The organism is Rufibacter tibetensis (genome assembly GCF_001310085.1).
Taxonomy (GTDB): Bacteria; Bacteroidota; Bacteroidia; order Cytophagales; family Hymenobacteraceae; genus Nibribacter; species Nibribacter tibetensis.
Map to the genome: position 1 here is coordinate 4,738,119 of NZ_CP012643.1, position 14,645 is coordinate 4,752,763.

The window sequence follows — 14,645 nt, forward strand, 5'->3', positions numbered from 1 at the left end:
ATATATTAGACTTCCCATATTACACTACCCCCTTTATTACCCACATGGCCAAAAAGAATACCCCCACCAGTACCTTACCCAAAGGCGATATTGATTTTGAGAAAGAACTCTGGGACGTAGCCAACGAGCTGCGCGGCGCCGTGGCCGAAAACCAGTACAAAGACTACGTGCTCTCCCTCCTGTTTGTGAAGCACCTCTCTGAGCGCTTTGAGATAAGAAAGCAGGAGATTCAGCTTTCCTTTCTGGAGCCTGAATCTGAGTACTACAACATAGAAGCGCACCAGCAGAGCGAAGTACTGGAAGACGAGCTGGAGTACCAGGTAAAGAACGCCTACCGCCTGCCCAAAGAAGCGACCTGGGACTACCTGCGCGAGAACGCCGAGCAGGACGACATCAAGGTGACCGTAGACCAGGCCTTCGTGCTCATTGACGAGCTGCTGGCCAAACGCAACCCCGACTACAAAGGTGTGCTGGAGCCTATCTTCGTGAAGAGCCAGCTCTCGCCCACGCAGGTGGCCGGGCTCATCAACCTGTTCTCCAAAGAGAAGTTCTCTGAGATAAACAACCCCGAGAGCGACATCTACGGCCGCGTGTATGAATATTACATTGGTAAGTTCGCCATGGCCGAGGGCTCTGGTGCGGGGCAGTTCTTCACGCCGGGCAGCGTGGTGCGCTTGCTGGTAGAAATGCTGGAGCCGCTCAAGGGCCGCATCATGGATTTGGCCTGCGGCAGCGGCGGCATGTTTGTGCAGAGCTTCAAGTTTTTGCAGGCGCACGGCGGCGACAAAAACGACATCTCCATTTACGGGCAGGAGCGCTACGAGGGCACGCTGCGCCTCTGCAAGATGAACCTGCTGCTGCGCAATCTCTCTTTTGACGTAAAGCTGGACGACTCCCTGCTGCACGACCGCTTCCCGGGCCTTACGGCAGACTACGCCCTCATGAACCCGCCGTTCAACATTTCTAACTGGCACCCCGAGCTGCTGCCCGACAACGACCCGCGCCTCTTCGGGGCCAAAGACACCTTCACCACCCCCGGCAACGCCAATTATATGTGGTTCCAGACGCTGTGGCACCACCTCTCTGCCCGCGGCACGGCGGGCGTAGTAATGGCCAACGGTGCCATGACCACCGGCAGCACCGGCGAAAAGAACGTGCGCGAGCACATGATTACCCAAGGCATGGTAGACTGTATTGTACAGATGCCCGCAAGCTGTTCCTGACCACTGGCATACCTGCCTGTATCTTTCTTTTGAGCAAAAACCGCGATCGCCGCGACGGCGAAGGCAAAAACGAGATCCTGTTTATAGATGCCCGCAAATTGGCACCATGGCTGGGCTACAACTACGCAAATGTGGAACACTTCTGCAAGGCCGCTACTTTTAGAGGAAGTGGTTACTTACAACTACGTGCTTTAACCAGAATATTTTAACAATTTGCAGCTTTAGCTGACTTACGTGCTTTATTGAAAAATCACTTAGAGCTAAACAAGGCGATTAAAATTAGATAAATCTCCATAGAGTAGCCCTTGATAAGTCACTTGGCAAGGTAGAGAAGGTAGTTGGAGGTGAACTACTTAACCCTTCATCAAGTATCCTCCTAATTCTTTGCCCTTGCAAAGTAGAAGAATCATACACATTATATATCAGTCCATCATCAGTATGCCTGAATTCCATAACAGGATCTTCGAAATCCCTCATTTCTGGCACTTCTAATTTCATAGTATTTATTGCACCCCTAGCATGAGCAACACTCACGCGATGCACTTCCCCATCATGACCACTTATAATCTCATTTAGATCTTCAAAAAACATATCTTGAAGAAGCCTCTTGGGGATTTGCGTTTGAGTAAGCCTAGATTCATGAGCTTTTCTTACTCTCATATATAAGTTTCTCCCTCGAAGACTTGGTGTTGTTCCTGTTGGAGCTTGTTCTTCAGCGGAATTTACATTTTCATCAGAATCTTGATTTGAGGCCTCACTAAATACCTCTTCAATATTTTCAACACTATCACTTTGCCTAGATACTCTAGGAGCTGAATAATTTTTTCTACCAAATAATCTATTTTGAGTTGCAGTAGGTGACTCATTAGAAGTACTTGAACCTCTATAGGAACTTAAGAACGATTTAAGGTCAGTCTCAGATTTTAGATAGCCATTTTCAACTAGAGCATTAAAAAAAGGTTCATCTAATTCGAAAGCCAGGTTATTGGTGGTATCACACCAAAACTCAAATGATTTCTTAGCTTCTACAATTGCAGGATCTGATGATTGCTCAGTTATTTCAAGCGATGCTTCTATATTAGTATATAGTCCTGCCTCTACAAAATTATTTGAACCAACAATCAGTTTCGCGTATTCATTATTAGAAAAAAGGTAACATTTAGGATGAAAAACACTGCTTGCTTCATTATGATACACGTAAAGTATAAACTTTCCATGTTCTTTGAGTAACATTAAATCCTGAACGCCTTCTAAAGTTGTATGCTCAAAATCTACACCTACTATACATTTTATTTCGCCCCCCCTTTCTAAGAAAGCTGCTAAATCATTAAATATATGTCTTACACCAGACCTTCTAACCCAAGCAACTCCAATTTCTAATAATTTCCAATCTAAATTATTTAATTCTTGTTTAAGATATTCGCCAAATTGTAAAGACAAGGGTTGTGATAAAAATTTGCTCATATAGTTAATCCATTAATTGGTCATATGGAAGTACTGTAGTCCCTTTGGTTTTTTTCAATGCAGGTTTAGAAAATATAATGACATATTCATGGACATTTTTAAATAAAAAGTTTGGTGGATAAGGATAGCTTCCGAAAATTGGTCTCTGCTCACCTGAAGATCCCCATTTACCTCCTGTTCCATCTTTTGACCATATCACTTCTGAAATCATCACAAATCCTAATTCTCTCAACATGATAGTAAAATCAGCTGCGAGAGGGAATGTAAGCAAACCATGATCTGTATGTTGATTCACATTAGCAGTAACAATGCAAATTTTTCTTCCAGGAGTTAGAACTCTAAAGCACTCCTCAAATACTGGTCTAATAGCAGTTAAAAAACTATTATAACCTGATACAGTACCTATATTGGCTTCTGATTCCCCATAATCAGCTTTATTCCAATATGGTGGACTAGTAATTATTAAATCTATAGAGTTATCCTCAACTGAATCTAATTTACGGCTGTCACCATGAATAACTTTCAACCTAGCCTCATTAAATTTTAATTCGGAAGCCCCTTGTTGTATTATTTTTATGTAATCTGGATTCTGATCAACTAAGACAGCATCTCTGCCTAATTGGTTAGCAACTGATCCGGTTGTTCCAGTGCCTGCAAAAGGATCCAAAACAGTCTCACCATAAAAAGAAAAAAGCTTTATGAGCCTCTTCGGAATTTCTGGAGGAAAAACAGCTGGATGAACTGAATGTGAGGTATTCGCAATATGCCAAACTGTTTTTGTATAATCACGCCATTCCTCTTTTGTTAATTTACTTTTCTCCTTGATTTCCTCTTTAGACATCAACACTTCCTCAATCATACCTACTATATCTTTATTCTCTTCCAACTGAAACATTATTTGAAACAAATTTACTCAATTCAATGGCGTTCATAGCAGTTGCACCTAAACTATTAACTAAAATTTTATCCACACATATGATTTCCTCTATATTATGTGTTTTGTAAGAAACAGTTTCTCTTCCCTTGTTTTTGCTAATAATTGGCTGCTCTTTCGCTTTTTCCCAAATAGCTTGCCCCAATGAATCAAGTTTAGCAATCAAATTAGGTTGATTGACAACTCCTATAGGTAACCGTTTAATGAAGTTCGCAGGTACATGAAAACTATCCTCTTCAACTCGCCAAAGCCAATAAACCAGATTTGAGCAAAGAATTGCATAAATTGAAAAAAGAGTAAATGTATTTGGAAAGTAAAAGTCTTTGTTTTCTACAAAATTTAGCTTTTCACTTGAGCACGGATATATAGAAAAATAGTTATAAGCTGTTTTACCTACTTTAATTAGTTGTTCCCTCCCATATTTTAAAGGCTTATCTTCTAAAAGTAGATTACAATCTAATTTTCTAGAAATAGAAATTTTGCTAAATAATTCACTCTCCCAATTAGCACTAAACTTGGGTATTTTATCAATAATATTTACATCATTTAATTGTTTATGTTTAATTTTGCTAAACAATTCTTTTCTAGTATTTGATGTCCATCTGATTATTTCTGTAGTACTAATATTAAAATTTTTATCCTCAACTTTCTTACTATAGCTAATAATGGAAGCTCTTTGCTTTACATCATCTCCAAATATAGAATCAGGAGTTCTGTCAAAAAAAGAAAATTTCCATGATCCTGGCTGGTTCATTATAACTTTTCTAGTGGATTTAAATAAACCCGAGCTATTATATGAAATTGACATAGGAACCACAATAATAGCTCTGCCATAATTAGTAAATTTCCACATTGATTGAATAAAAGCTAAAAAAATATTTGATTTCGAATTTAGCCTAGTATTATCAGGTAAATTAAAAGCAGCTGTCAGAGTTTTAAAATCTAAACGATTGCCTATTGGTGAATATGGCGGATTTGCCAACAAGCATTTAAAATCTCCTTTTGTTTCAGGAAATAAATCAATTAATTTGGCTATTGGCCTTTTGTTTGATTTTGATGAATTCTCTAAAAAAGGACTCTTTTTAATTTGAACATTAAGCTCTTCTCTGCTAAAAGTTTCAATAGGATAATTCATTTCATCCTGAGTTTTTAACAAACTTACTGTATCATAGTTGGTTATATTCAGCCTAAACAAATGCCATAGTTGAAAAGGTGATAAACTATCACAGTGAGGACTTAAATATGTGGAAAGAACAAAGCATGATAAACTTATTGAAATAGGATCAATATCAATACCATATAACGTTTTAACTATTTCCTCAGCCGTACAACCATTTTCTAGCTTTATTTTAGCTGCTGCAAGCAAGAAAATACCAGTACCGCAGGCAGGATCAATTAGGGTTCCATTATAATCCTTTTTTAGAACCCAATTCGCCATATAAAGAGACAAATCCCAAGGTGTATAAAAAACCCCTGTATTTTTTTTACTTTTACGAGCTTCTAAATTGCTAGAGATTTTAAGAACATTCCTTCTTGTACCAAATCCATGATGATCTAGAATATAGGGTAAAATTGTCTTGAAATAAGAGTTGGGCAAATTATTAATTTCATTTTCTATATTTAATAAAGCTTTTTTATCAATAATATCAGTTGCTTCAATACTTGAAGATGACCCAAAAAACCATTTGAAAGCACTTGAAAAAGTTACAACCTGTTCATTTTTACTTAAAGCTTTAAAACATGAAATAATACTCAATATAACCCATGATAAATGTTTGTCTGTAAATTCAGTTAAATTTAAAGCCGTATCTTTACAAGAAAATAATTCTATTAATATTTTATTATTAGTAAATTCAGTTTCAACAATTAAATTATAACATTTATAAATAATTTCTTTAGGCAATGTTATTTCCTTCTCAACAGTACTCCCTTTACTTGGAGTAAATAAATCTATCTGGTGCATTTTTGTATTAATAAAACATTTGCAAATTAGTGATTTTACAAATAATGATCACAGACAAATCATAAAACTTTGGCAATTGAGATAGTGATTATATAAAATAATCTTTAACAAACTAAAACCTAGGTACTTCTACCTTGAAGCCTAAGCACTACACCCTAGACATACCGGCGGTGTTTGAGTACAACGCCCTCACCGTGGTCTCAGACGGCCAGACCACCCTGCACGGCATGTTCAGCAGCGGCCTGGAGTGGTACGCCGCCTGGAAAAGCATAGACGGCCGTGCCGTGGTAGACAACGGCTTCGCGCTGGAAACCCTCATCAAAGGCCTGTTGGTGCCGCACCGCCTGCTCCAATACGTGCGCCACTTCATCTTCCATGAGCTGGAAAAAGGCGAGCTGATTAAGAAAGGGGCAAAGTACCACCAGTTCTACGGCATACAGTACGCCCTGCAGGAAACCCTCAAGAGCGTGCGCCCCTTCGGCGACGGCCGCATTGGCGTTATCTGGCACACCACCCGCTCGGGCAAGAGCATCACCATGGCCATTTACACCAGCATCCTGCGCCAGCTACCCCAGCTCCGGAACCCCACCATTGTGGTGCAGGTAGACCGCTTTGACCTGAACCGCCAGCTCTTCGAGGATTTCGTGGCCGCCAAAGACCTGGTAGGCGACGTGAGCATCGCCAACACCACCGACGAGCTGCGCACCCTGCTCAGCGGCGAGGGCGGCGGCGTGGTGTTCAGCACCGTGCAGAAGTTCAACCTCAAGGACACCGCCACCGGCCGCGAGCTGGAGCACCCCGTCCTCAGCTCCCGCGACAACCTCATTGTGATTGCTGATGAGTGCCACCGCACCCAGTACGGCCTGGTGCAGGGCTTTGCGAATAACCTACGCCGCGCCCTGCCGCAAGCGAGTTTCATCGGTTTCACCGGAACGCCTGTAGACAGCAAAGACGCTGATACCTTGGCCGTGTTCGGCGACATCATCCACACCTATGACATAAAGCAGGCCACCGAAGACAAAGCCGTGGTGCCCATTTACTACGAGCCGCGCCTGGCCAAGCTGCACCTGGGCAACGCCCAACTAGAGGAAGAAGCCGAGGAAATCACCGGCGGTCTGGAAGAGAATGACAAAAACAAGATTCTTTGGGCCGCCATGGAAGACGCCGCCGGTTCTCAGGAGCGCGTGGCCGCCATTGCCCGAGACATTCTGCAGCACTACACCGCCCGTAACGCCAGCCTGAGCGGCAAGGCCATGCTGGTGTGCATGAGCCGCCGCAACTGCGTGAAGCTCTATGACGCCCTCACCGCACTGCCCGGCTGCCCCGAGGTAGCCGTCATTATGACCACCAACATCGCCAAAGACCCCGTGGCCTGGAACCCGCACGTGCGTACCAAGGAAGCCATGGAAGGTATCAAAACCCGCTTCAAAGACCCAGATGACAAACTGCAACTGGTCATTGTGCGCGACATGTGGCTCACCGGCTTTGACAACCCGGCCATGCACACGCTCTACGTAGACAAAGTGATGACCGGCCACAACCTCATCCAGGCCGTGAACCGCGTGGCTACCGTCTTCCGTGACAAGCCCAGCGGCCTCATCGTGGACTACATCGGCATAGGTGACCGCCTGCGCGATGCCACCAAGAAATACACCGGCGCGGGTGGCTCGGGTGCCGTGGCGTTAGAGATTGAGGAAGCCTTCTCTCTCACCCAGGAAATCATAGAACAGCTGCGGGAGCAATTGCCACCTGGGTTCACCTACCAAAACTGGTTGGCCTTAACCCCTCCTGAGAAATTTAAACTGGTAGGGCTGGCTACGAATTACCTGGTCTCTGATGATGAGCGCTGCAAAGGGTTTATGCTGAACGAGAAGAAGCTCAGCAGCCTGGCCTCTATCGTGAAAAACCACGCAGCCATAAATGACATTGCGGTAGATATTCTCTTCTTCCAGCACGTGGGCGCGGCCGTGCGCAAAGTCAAATACCCAACCACCAACATCAAAAAAACGCAGGGCCAAATCAAAGACCTCATCCACCGCAGCATCGAGAGCGAAGACGTAGTAGACGTTTTCCAGATGGCCGGCATAGAGCGTTTTGACATCTCCATCATCAATGACGAGTTCTTGGCCACCGCTAAGGAGCAAAAGACCGGCAACGAACTCAAGCTGGAGCTCCTGCGCCAGATCTTGAATGATGAGATCAAGGTCCGCTCTACCAAGAACTTGATCAAGTACCGCAAGCTCAAAGATGAAGTAGAAAAGATAATAGCAGATTACCATGCACACTTCTTTGACAGCCTTGTGGCTATGGAAAAACTGCGCAATGTGGCCAAGCAGATGCAGGAGGAAGACAAGCTCCGCCAGCAACTGGGCCTCACTGAAGAGGAAGAAGCCTTCTACCAGATTCTTGCCAACCACCCCAATGCCGTGCAAGACTTTGACCTGATTAAAGAGCTGGTGAAAAAGATACTGGCAGAGGTCAAGAAAAGCGCCTCCCAACCAGACTGGTACAAAAAAGACGACACTAAAGCCCAACTGCAGCTAGCCGTGAAAAAGGTGCTCCGCTTTAAAGTAAAAGAAGACCTGCAGGAGATACTTGATGAAATACTGGAACAGGCAGAAGAGCGGTATAAAGTGTGGGCATTTGAAGTGGCTTGATGATACCTACGATTTAATTACATCTAATTTAAAAATGAAAACATTAAATAAACCTTTATAAAAAATTTATGAATCACTGGTGCTACAGAGTAGATAAAAGTAAAGTCAATTATTTCTATAAAGAATTACTTGAGGGTAGACTACGACAAGGTTGGGGCTGGGATGCTCGCCAAGATTTAAGAAACTTTCAATTGGATGAAGGTGCAGGACGTAATCGTCCTATGTTTTCTAAAGTGAAAAAGGGAGATGTTATTTTAGTACCTAGCCTGCCAACCATAGGTGAAGTTGCCCTAGTAAGAGCAACAGAAGATTGGGACAAAGGCTATAGGTTTGAAATTGACTCCTCATTAGGTGATTATGGGCATATATTTCCAGCAGAGTATATAAAAAGCTTTAAAAGAGGTAATCAAAATGTTACTGGAAACTTAAGGTCTACTCTTAAGAATATGTCCAGGTTTTGGAACATCAACCATTATGCTACTGACGTACAAACTTTAATTGCAACAGAACAGTCAGAATTAACAAAAGTACAAGATCACAAAAGCAGGTTAGAAACTTCTATCGATAGCGTTTTCAATGAAGTATTTAATGGAAGTGACTTTGCCGATAGGTTATATGAAAAATTAACTAACCAATTCTCAAATGAAGAATGGGAATATGCTTTGATATATGGGTTGAAGAAACTATATCCTATATACAAAATTGAAAGAGTTGGAGGTAAATTAGAAAAGGATCATGGTACTGATATATTAGTTAAAATACCCGGAGTTCTACCAGATTCTGAATACGCTATTGCAATTCAAGTTAAAGATTATGAGGGGTTAGTTGGCACTAATGTAGTTGACCAGATTAACAAATCTGAATTATATTGGGATAACGACAATATAAAACTAATTGAAAGAATTGTAATTGTGATTAGGGCTGATAGATCAAACCATGATAATCTTATAAACTTTGACAAAAACATCAAATTTATTTTTGCCGCAGAACTAAAGCAACTTTTATTAGAAATAGGCAAGAAGTTTATAGGCATGAAATAAGCCATATAAAACCTGCTTTCTATTTAGTTAGAAATTTCAAAAAAAATATTATCAACTAAGTTCTTACTGAAATAGTAATCTTGTCTGAATAAAATCAAACAAGATTACTATTTATGCTGAACAGTAACCTTTTATTTATTTTTGGAATATATTAAACTTTATAAATACCACCTTTTTTAATTTATAATTAAAACATTAATTAAATGAAAGAAAAAAAAGGTTTTGCCCTTAACACTCAAAAAGGAGTGGTTTGACCAAATTGCTGCTGGCATAAAAACTGAAGAATATAGAGAGCTCAAAGAATTTTGGACTACTCGGCTATGTACATCCGCCGGACTAGGAAACTTTAAGGTATTTGATGAAGTACACTTCAGAAACGGCTACGCCAAAGACGCTCCCTTTATGCGAGTATAATTCAAAGGAACTGAAATAAGAAAAGACTCAGTTTATGGGGATAAATATTTTGTAATACACTTGGGCAAAGTGCTGGATCTAATAAGAAAATCTTGAATGAAAAATATGTTCTAATGATCATGATTAAAAACACTATTTTAAAACAACTTAATATTATTAACCTGCAAGTATTTTTAACTAAAGCATGCTAAATAAACAATCCATGTGGATGGTAAGGGCCGGAGAAGATGCGTACCTAGCAGAAGAGTTCTTATCAAAGGGACTGGTAGCAATCGGATGGAACCGAGTAGGAGATTTAACTAACCTAAAAGACTTGGAAAGTCTTAAGATAAAATTATCAACTACTTTCCCTGAGTTTAAAACAGGCAAAATCAACAATGTTGCTGGCCAAATTTTTCGGTTCAGATTTGAGTTTGCCAAAAATCAAAAAGTGGTTACATATAATAATGTTACTAGAATATACCACATAGGTGAAATCACTTCTGATTATTACTACTCAAGTAACTTAACAGATTACCACCACATACGCTATGTAAAATGGATATCGAGTGTAGGCAGAGATGACCTTTCTACAGCCGCTAAAAATAGCCTTGGTGCTATCATGACGCTGTTCAAACTTCCTGACTTTCTGCAGGAAGAATTGCTACATCAGAAACCTACCCCAGCTCCTACATTCAGTTCTAATACTGCAGACGAAGAAACCGTTGAAACTCTTGATACTTTAAAGGAGGACATATAGGCCAGAGCTTATGAGTTCATAAAAGATAAGGTACTTGCCCTAGATTGGGAACAAATGCAAGAATTAGTTTCTGGTATTCTTAAAGGTATGGGTTATAAAACCTTAATTAGTCCTAAAGGCGCTGATAGAGGCAAAGACATCATTGCCTCCCCTGATGGCCTAGGTCTGGAGAATCCTAAAATCATGGTTGAAGTGAAACACAGAACTAATACAACCATGGGTTCTCAAGAAATCAGAAGCTTTTTGGGAGGCTTACGCTCTGGTGATAAAGGCTTGTACGTCTCTACGGGCGGTTATTCTAAAGACGCACGGTATGAAGCGGAACGCGCAAACATTCCTATCACCTTAATTGATTTAGAGATGCTGGTTAGATTAATTATTCAGCATTACGACAACTTTGACTCAGATACGAGGGCTTTAATTCCGCTTAAGAAGATTTACTGGCCTGTTTAATCACTTCAGATGAAACCATTATATGAGAAACTATTAAGATTGCTTGACAATAATAATAGTGTGCCCTTAGAAGATTATATAACCGAGATTTTTGCTAGTTGCTTAGAGCATGATCTTTCTAGCTAAACTAGAGCTTAAAGACCGTCATTATACCTCCTTTTATATTGACACACAATGTGTCTATGGTACTCAGAATAAAAGAACTGATTTGGAAATCAACTTGGGACATTCTTTTATCATGGTGGAAAGCAAAATAGGTTCTGATGAAATGCAAAACCAACTTAACTCTTACGCCAGTCTTTTAGCCGAAAGAGGGCAACAAAATAAATTGTAGGTATTTCTTACGGCTAAAAGGGAGGATAAAGTTTTAGTCTTGCCAAAGGGTATTGATTTCCAGCAATTACGTTGGCATGATGTTGCACTATGTATCAACAGAGAGTGTAATGAATTAAGCCAAGAGTTTAAAAGCTTCTTAAAAACCAGAAAACTGATTATGGAAAATTTCAACTATAGTGACTTAGCTACTTTTCAGTCCTTTTTTGATCTTAGAAAGAAGTTTAATGATATTTTACGAAATGATATTAGTAGGCTTTATACAAAAAAAGGATTGTTTAGCTATTACATCAACCAACCTACCATTCGCCACAACGAGTATGTCTTGGTTTATAATTATGGACGTGAAGTAAACGTTGTTCTAGGATTTGGCAACTGGTGGGGTGAGCACCCTTGTCTATTTACCCGCTTATGGATAAGCCATAAAAAAGACAAAACCGGAGATTTTGCTAAAGGTGTTCAAGAAAAAATGATTAATGACGGCTGGTATTTGCTTGACACCGATCCTAATGGCTATGGAGTAGAGCGTAGAGTACGCTTAATTGATTTTCTTCAATTAGAAGATAATCAACGAGCCTCAATCGTTAATTTCTTTCAGCAGTTCATATTAGACCTAGAAAGCGTTATTCCTTCCCACCCAACAATATTTAACCTTTCTGCTAAACCAGTACTCACTGAAGCTACCGAAACTGAGATCTAACATGACAGATAAGGAAGCAAAAGTTTGGGTTGACAAAATGTTCAATCTTTTAAAAGAAGCTACTAGTCTACAGGCAGTACAAGATATACTTTTGCGTTCAGAGTTCTCTATCAAGAATAAGTTGAATCTTGATTTATATCCACCTATTCAATTTAGAATTACTGATAAAGAAATAAAAACATTGAAGGACGAAGGCATATTGAATGCTGATAATACCTTTAAAAAGAATTTACCTGAAAATATCCTTAATCCGGTGACGAAACTATTGTATGCCATTGCATGGAAAAACGGTGATTTAAAAAAGGTAAAACATATAGTGGATGGCATTTTAGAATGTAAAGAGGATGACAAAAGCAACCGCGAAGCGGGAGTTGTGTTTTATCAGTTTGGAAAGCACCTTTCCAAAACACTTGTTGACACATTGTAGACCAACACGTCCTAAGAGGATTTGCAGTACATCAGTCTAATGATTTGCAACAAATAGAAAAATTCAGAAAGCTTTCCATCATATCAAGAAAACAGAACACATTAATAAATTCCTATAAAAAATGGGTGAAAGATGAATCTGTACTAAAGGAAAGCTTGCGAAATACTGAAAACTATACCTTTTATATAGATCAGGTGTTATTTGCTATTGGTAAATCTATCAAAGTGAATTAAAAAAGATTGATTCACCTGACATTCAAAAAGAAGCTTCCTCATTAAACCACAAAATAGAAAAAGGCTGAGGAAAAGATTACCACCTTTCCTCAGCCTTTTATGATAGCACTAACTTTCAGGAAAGAGCCAGTTAGTTTAATCTCACCCCCTATGCTCAGCATTTTCTGAAAGATTGTAACATTCTCATATTTACTCTTTTTCGAGAAGTTGAGAAGAACAGAAGCTAAATGGGAAGTAATGATGAAGGACTAGGAACCGCTACGCATACCATATCCATAGAAGCAAAATTCTACAAAACACTGGGCGAACTTGCATCTATTACTAGTGAGAACAAGTTAGGGTGGCACCATATTCTACATTGGTTTATTGTTCTACCTCCACGATCATTTCTACTTCCACTGCAATGTTAAACGGAAGGGCATTCGTACCAACCGCAGTTCGCGCATGTTTGCCCTGGTCTCCAAATACCGCGATCATGACATCTGAATACCCGTTGATTACTTTCGGTTGTTCATAAAAAGTAGCGGCCGAATTCACGTATCCGTTCACTTTTACAATTCGCTTTACCCGTTTCAGGTCACCTAGTTCTTTTTTAAGTACTGCCAGTTGCAGCAGGGCAACTAATCTTGCCGCCTCATATCCTTGCTCAACGGTCAGGTCATGGCCCAACTTGCCTGTTATGTACTCCCCGTTGCTGTTGCGGGGACCTTTGCCCGACAGGTATATCAGATTCCCAACTTTTACAGCGTCTACAAAGCTTCCGGCGGCAGCCGGCACCTGCGGCAACTGGATCTTTAGTTGCGCTAGTTTTTCTTCTGGGGATTGAGCAAAAGCAGCCATTGAGGTAAAAATTAGCAGGAGTATTAGTAGTGCTTTCATACCTGTAGAGATTTTATGTATAGCAATTAGGTTTGTGCTCGGTCATCAGACGAGGTTGTACATTTGAAAGTCAGTCCTTAAGATACTATTTCATAGGTTTATTTCACATGGTGTACTATCTGATCTTGTGATTCAGTCCTATCTATTTTCTTTTTACTATTGTTTCAATAATCTCACGCCGCTCCCAACACGCGCTTTGATAAAGCTTGGAAGACCAATTTGAAGCTGTCGTCTTTCGCCAATCATTTATACAGATCCATTTCATAGTTGCGGTTCTTGGTCATTACCTCCTAACAAAAATGCTGTACGGCAATCTCTTTCGTCTGCTCATCTGTCTTATTCAGAAACTTGACATCAAAGTCAGGTATAGATTTGTACATAAAGTGCTGCAAATAAGAGGAATGAGATGTAGAGGGAGCTGCCGTTTGCTTTTGATTACTACTTGCAAGCCGGCAGCAGCAAGCATAACGTAGCGCTGCTTTTAAGCTTCTAAAGGGTTAACAACCTGCAGTTTATATCATCCGTTAAGAAGTATGAACAAAGGAAGGAGCTATGAAAAAGTTATTGATTCTATTATTTGGTATATTCTTATTTGGTTGTGGCAATACCGCCAACGAGCAAACCGAAAAGGATATTGATATACAGGCAGGTGATGAGGTAAGACCGCAGCTGGAATACGAATCTGACACTGTAGGAAACAATCAGACAGATACAACTTCGTCGACAGTTGATAGGAACCAGTAGACGCAACAGTAAACTGCGTTGGTCAAATCAGCAAACGAAGATCCTAGAATTCATCAATCAGTGTTAATCGTTTGCTGATATGAAAGTGTTCTGACACTGTATCAGATGCAAACAAGACACACCTTGATGTAAGTCTATGGAATGATGGGTTTATCTGCTGTCTCTGGTTTTATACGTTGAATAGTGTGCCTAAAATGAGAGTCACCTACTATTGATCTGTTTATAAAAAAAGTAAAAGCCTGCTCCATACAGAACAGGCTTTTACTTTGCAGGTCTACTATTGAATGTAGGGTTAAATAAAATATACCTGTACATTCTTTCAAACTTACTTTTTCGCAACCCGTGGGTCATCCGCTTTATTAACGTGCGTTATACCCCATGGACCCATGCCAAGCAGCTGTATAGTTGCACCCCCTTTGGTAAAAGCATAATGCACATACTT

The 14,645-nt window shown here is 40.4% G+C and carries 12 protein-coding genes and 1 pseudogene; 9 read left to right on the forward strand and 4 right to left on the reverse strand.

The features are described from left to right. Positions 1-44: 44 nt before the first annotated feature. Positions 45-1,432, forward strand: a pseudogene (locus DC20_RS19615) (type I restriction-modification system subunit M). A gap of 70 nt (positions 1,433-1,502) precedes the next feature. On the opposite strand, the gene DC20_RS19620 reads toward DC20_RS19615, so the two are convergent. The 3 genes from DC20_RS19620 to DC20_RS19630 are packed head-to-tail and all read right to left on the reverse strand — an operon-like array spanning position 1,503 to position 5,584. Then, a complete protein-coding gene (locus DC20_RS19620; protein WP_083470389.1) occupies positions 1,503-2,687 on the reverse strand; it encodes a phospholipase D-like domain-containing protein in 1,185 nt (394 codons plus the stop codon). A 4-nt stretch (positions 2,688-2,691) separates the two neighbouring features. Next, the gene (locus tag DC20_RS19625) at positions 2,692-3,573 is read right to left on the reverse strand and encodes a site-specific DNA-methyltransferase (RefSeq protein ID WP_169788207.1); all 882 of its coding nucleotides are present in this window, start codon (positions 3,571-3,573) and stop codon (positions 2,692-2,694) included. Then, positions 3,560-5,584, reverse strand: a complete 2,025-nt coding sequence (locus tag DC20_RS19630) for an N-6 DNA methylase (protein ID WP_062545400.1) — start codon at positions 5,582-5,584, stop codon at positions 3,560-3,562. The genes DC20_RS19625 and DC20_RS19630 overlap by 14 nt, the downstream gene beginning before the upstream one ends. 134 nt (positions 5,585-5,718) lie before the next feature. Between DC20_RS19630 and DC20_RS19635 the strand changes: the two genes are divergently transcribed. The 7 genes from DC20_RS19635 to DC20_RS19670 all read left to right on the forward strand — a co-directional run bounded on the left by DC20_RS19635 (position 5,719) and on the right by DC20_RS19670 (position 12,347). Continuing rightward, positions 5,719-8,241, forward strand: coding sequence for a type I restriction endonuclease subunit R (locus tag DC20_RS19635; protein ID WP_083470390.1), 2,523 nt, complete (start codon positions 5,719-5,721; stop codon positions 8,239-8,241). 68 nt (positions 8,242-8,309) lie between these two features. Next, positions 8,310-9,281, forward strand: a complete 972-nt coding sequence (locus tag DC20_RS19640; RefSeq protein ID WP_062545401.1) for a hypothetical protein — start codon at positions 8,310-8,312, stop codon at positions 9,279-9,281. A gap of 598 nt (positions 9,282-9,879) precedes the next feature. Next, on the forward strand, positions 9,880-10,434 hold the full coding sequence (locus tag DC20_RS23265; RefSeq protein WP_062545403.1) for a restriction endonuclease: 555 nt from the start codon (positions 9,880-9,882) through the stop codon (positions 10,432-10,434). A gap of 54 nt (positions 10,435-10,488) precedes the next feature. Then, positions 10,489-10,887 carry a restriction endonuclease gene (locus DC20_RS23270; RefSeq protein ID WP_062545404.1) on the forward strand — a complete coding sequence of 133 codons (399 nt, stop codon included), beginning with the start codon at positions 10,489-10,491 and terminating at the stop codon, positions 10,885-10,887. A 109-nt stretch (positions 10,888-10,996) separates the two neighbouring features. Then, a complete protein-coding gene (locus DC20_RS19660) occupies positions 10,997-11,221 on the forward strand; it encodes a PD-(D/E)XK nuclease family protein (RefSeq protein ID WP_062545405.1) in 225 nt (74 codons plus the stop codon). Between the two features lie 39 nt (positions 11,222-11,260). Continuing rightward, a complete protein-coding gene (locus DC20_RS19665) occupies positions 11,261-11,920 on the forward strand; it encodes a hypothetical protein (RefSeq protein WP_062545406.1) in 660 nt (219 codons plus the stop codon). A gap of 1 nt (position 11,921) precedes the next feature. Next, positions 11,922-12,347, forward strand: a complete 426-nt coding sequence (locus DC20_RS19670; RefSeq protein WP_062545407.1) for a hypothetical protein — start codon at positions 11,922-11,924, stop codon at positions 12,345-12,347. 596 nt (positions 12,348-12,943) lie between these two features. Here DC20_RS19670 and DC20_RS19675 read toward each other — a convergent pair. Continuing rightward, on the reverse strand, positions 12,944-13,420 hold the full coding sequence (locus DC20_RS19675; protein ID WP_245652252.1) for a RidA family protein: 477 nt from the start codon (positions 13,418-13,420) through the stop codon (positions 12,944-12,946). Between the two features lie 591 nt (positions 13,421-14,011). On the opposite strand from DC20_RS19675, the gene DC20_RS19680 reads away from it, so the two are divergent. Continuing rightward, complete coding sequence (locus DC20_RS19680) at positions 14,012-14,203, forward strand: hypothetical protein (protein WP_062545409.1); 192 nt, start codon at positions 14,012-14,014, stop codon at positions 14,201-14,203. The last annotated feature ends 442 nt before the right edge of the window (positions 14,204-14,645 follow it).

What these genes read in the sequence shown, in the direction of transcription:
- DC20_RS19680 (WP_062545409.1), top strand. Translation starts at nt 14,012, where the DNA reads ATGAAAAAGTTATTGATTCTATTATTTGGTATATTCTTATTTGGTTGT.
- DC20_RS19640 (WP_062545401.1), top strand. Translation starts at nt 8,310, where the DNA reads ATGAATCACTGGTGCTACAGAGTAGATAAAAGTAAAGTCAATTATTTC.
- DC20_RS19670 (WP_062545407.1), top strand. Translation starts at nt 11,922, where the DNA reads ATGACAGATAAGGAAGCAAAAGTTTGGGTTGACAAAATGTTCAATCTT.
- DC20_RS23270 (WP_062545404.1), top strand. Translation starts at nt 10,489, where the DNA reads ATGCAAGAATTAGTTTCTGGTATTCTTAAAGGTATGGGTTATAAAACC.
- DC20_RS19620 (WP_083470389.1), bottom strand. Translation starts at nt 2,687, where the DNA reads ATGAGCAAATTTTTATCACAACCCTTGTCTTTACAATTTGGCGAATAT.
- DC20_RS19660 (WP_062545405.1), top strand. Translation starts at nt 10,997, where the DNA reads ATGATCTTTCTAGCTAAACTAGAGCTTAAAGACCGTCATTATACCTCC.
- DC20_RS19630 (WP_062545400.1), bottom strand. Translation starts at nt 5,584, where the DNA reads ATGCACCAGATAGATTTATTTACTCCAAGTAAAGGGAGTACTGTTGAG.
- DC20_RS23265 (WP_062545403.1), top strand. Translation starts at nt 9,880, where the DNA reads ATGCTAAATAAACAATCCATGTGGATGGTAAGGGCCGGAGAAGATGCG.
- DC20_RS19675 (WP_245652252.1), bottom strand. Translation starts at nt 13,420, where the DNA reads ATGGCTGCTTTTGCTCAATCCCCAGAAGAAAAACTAGCGCAACTAAAG.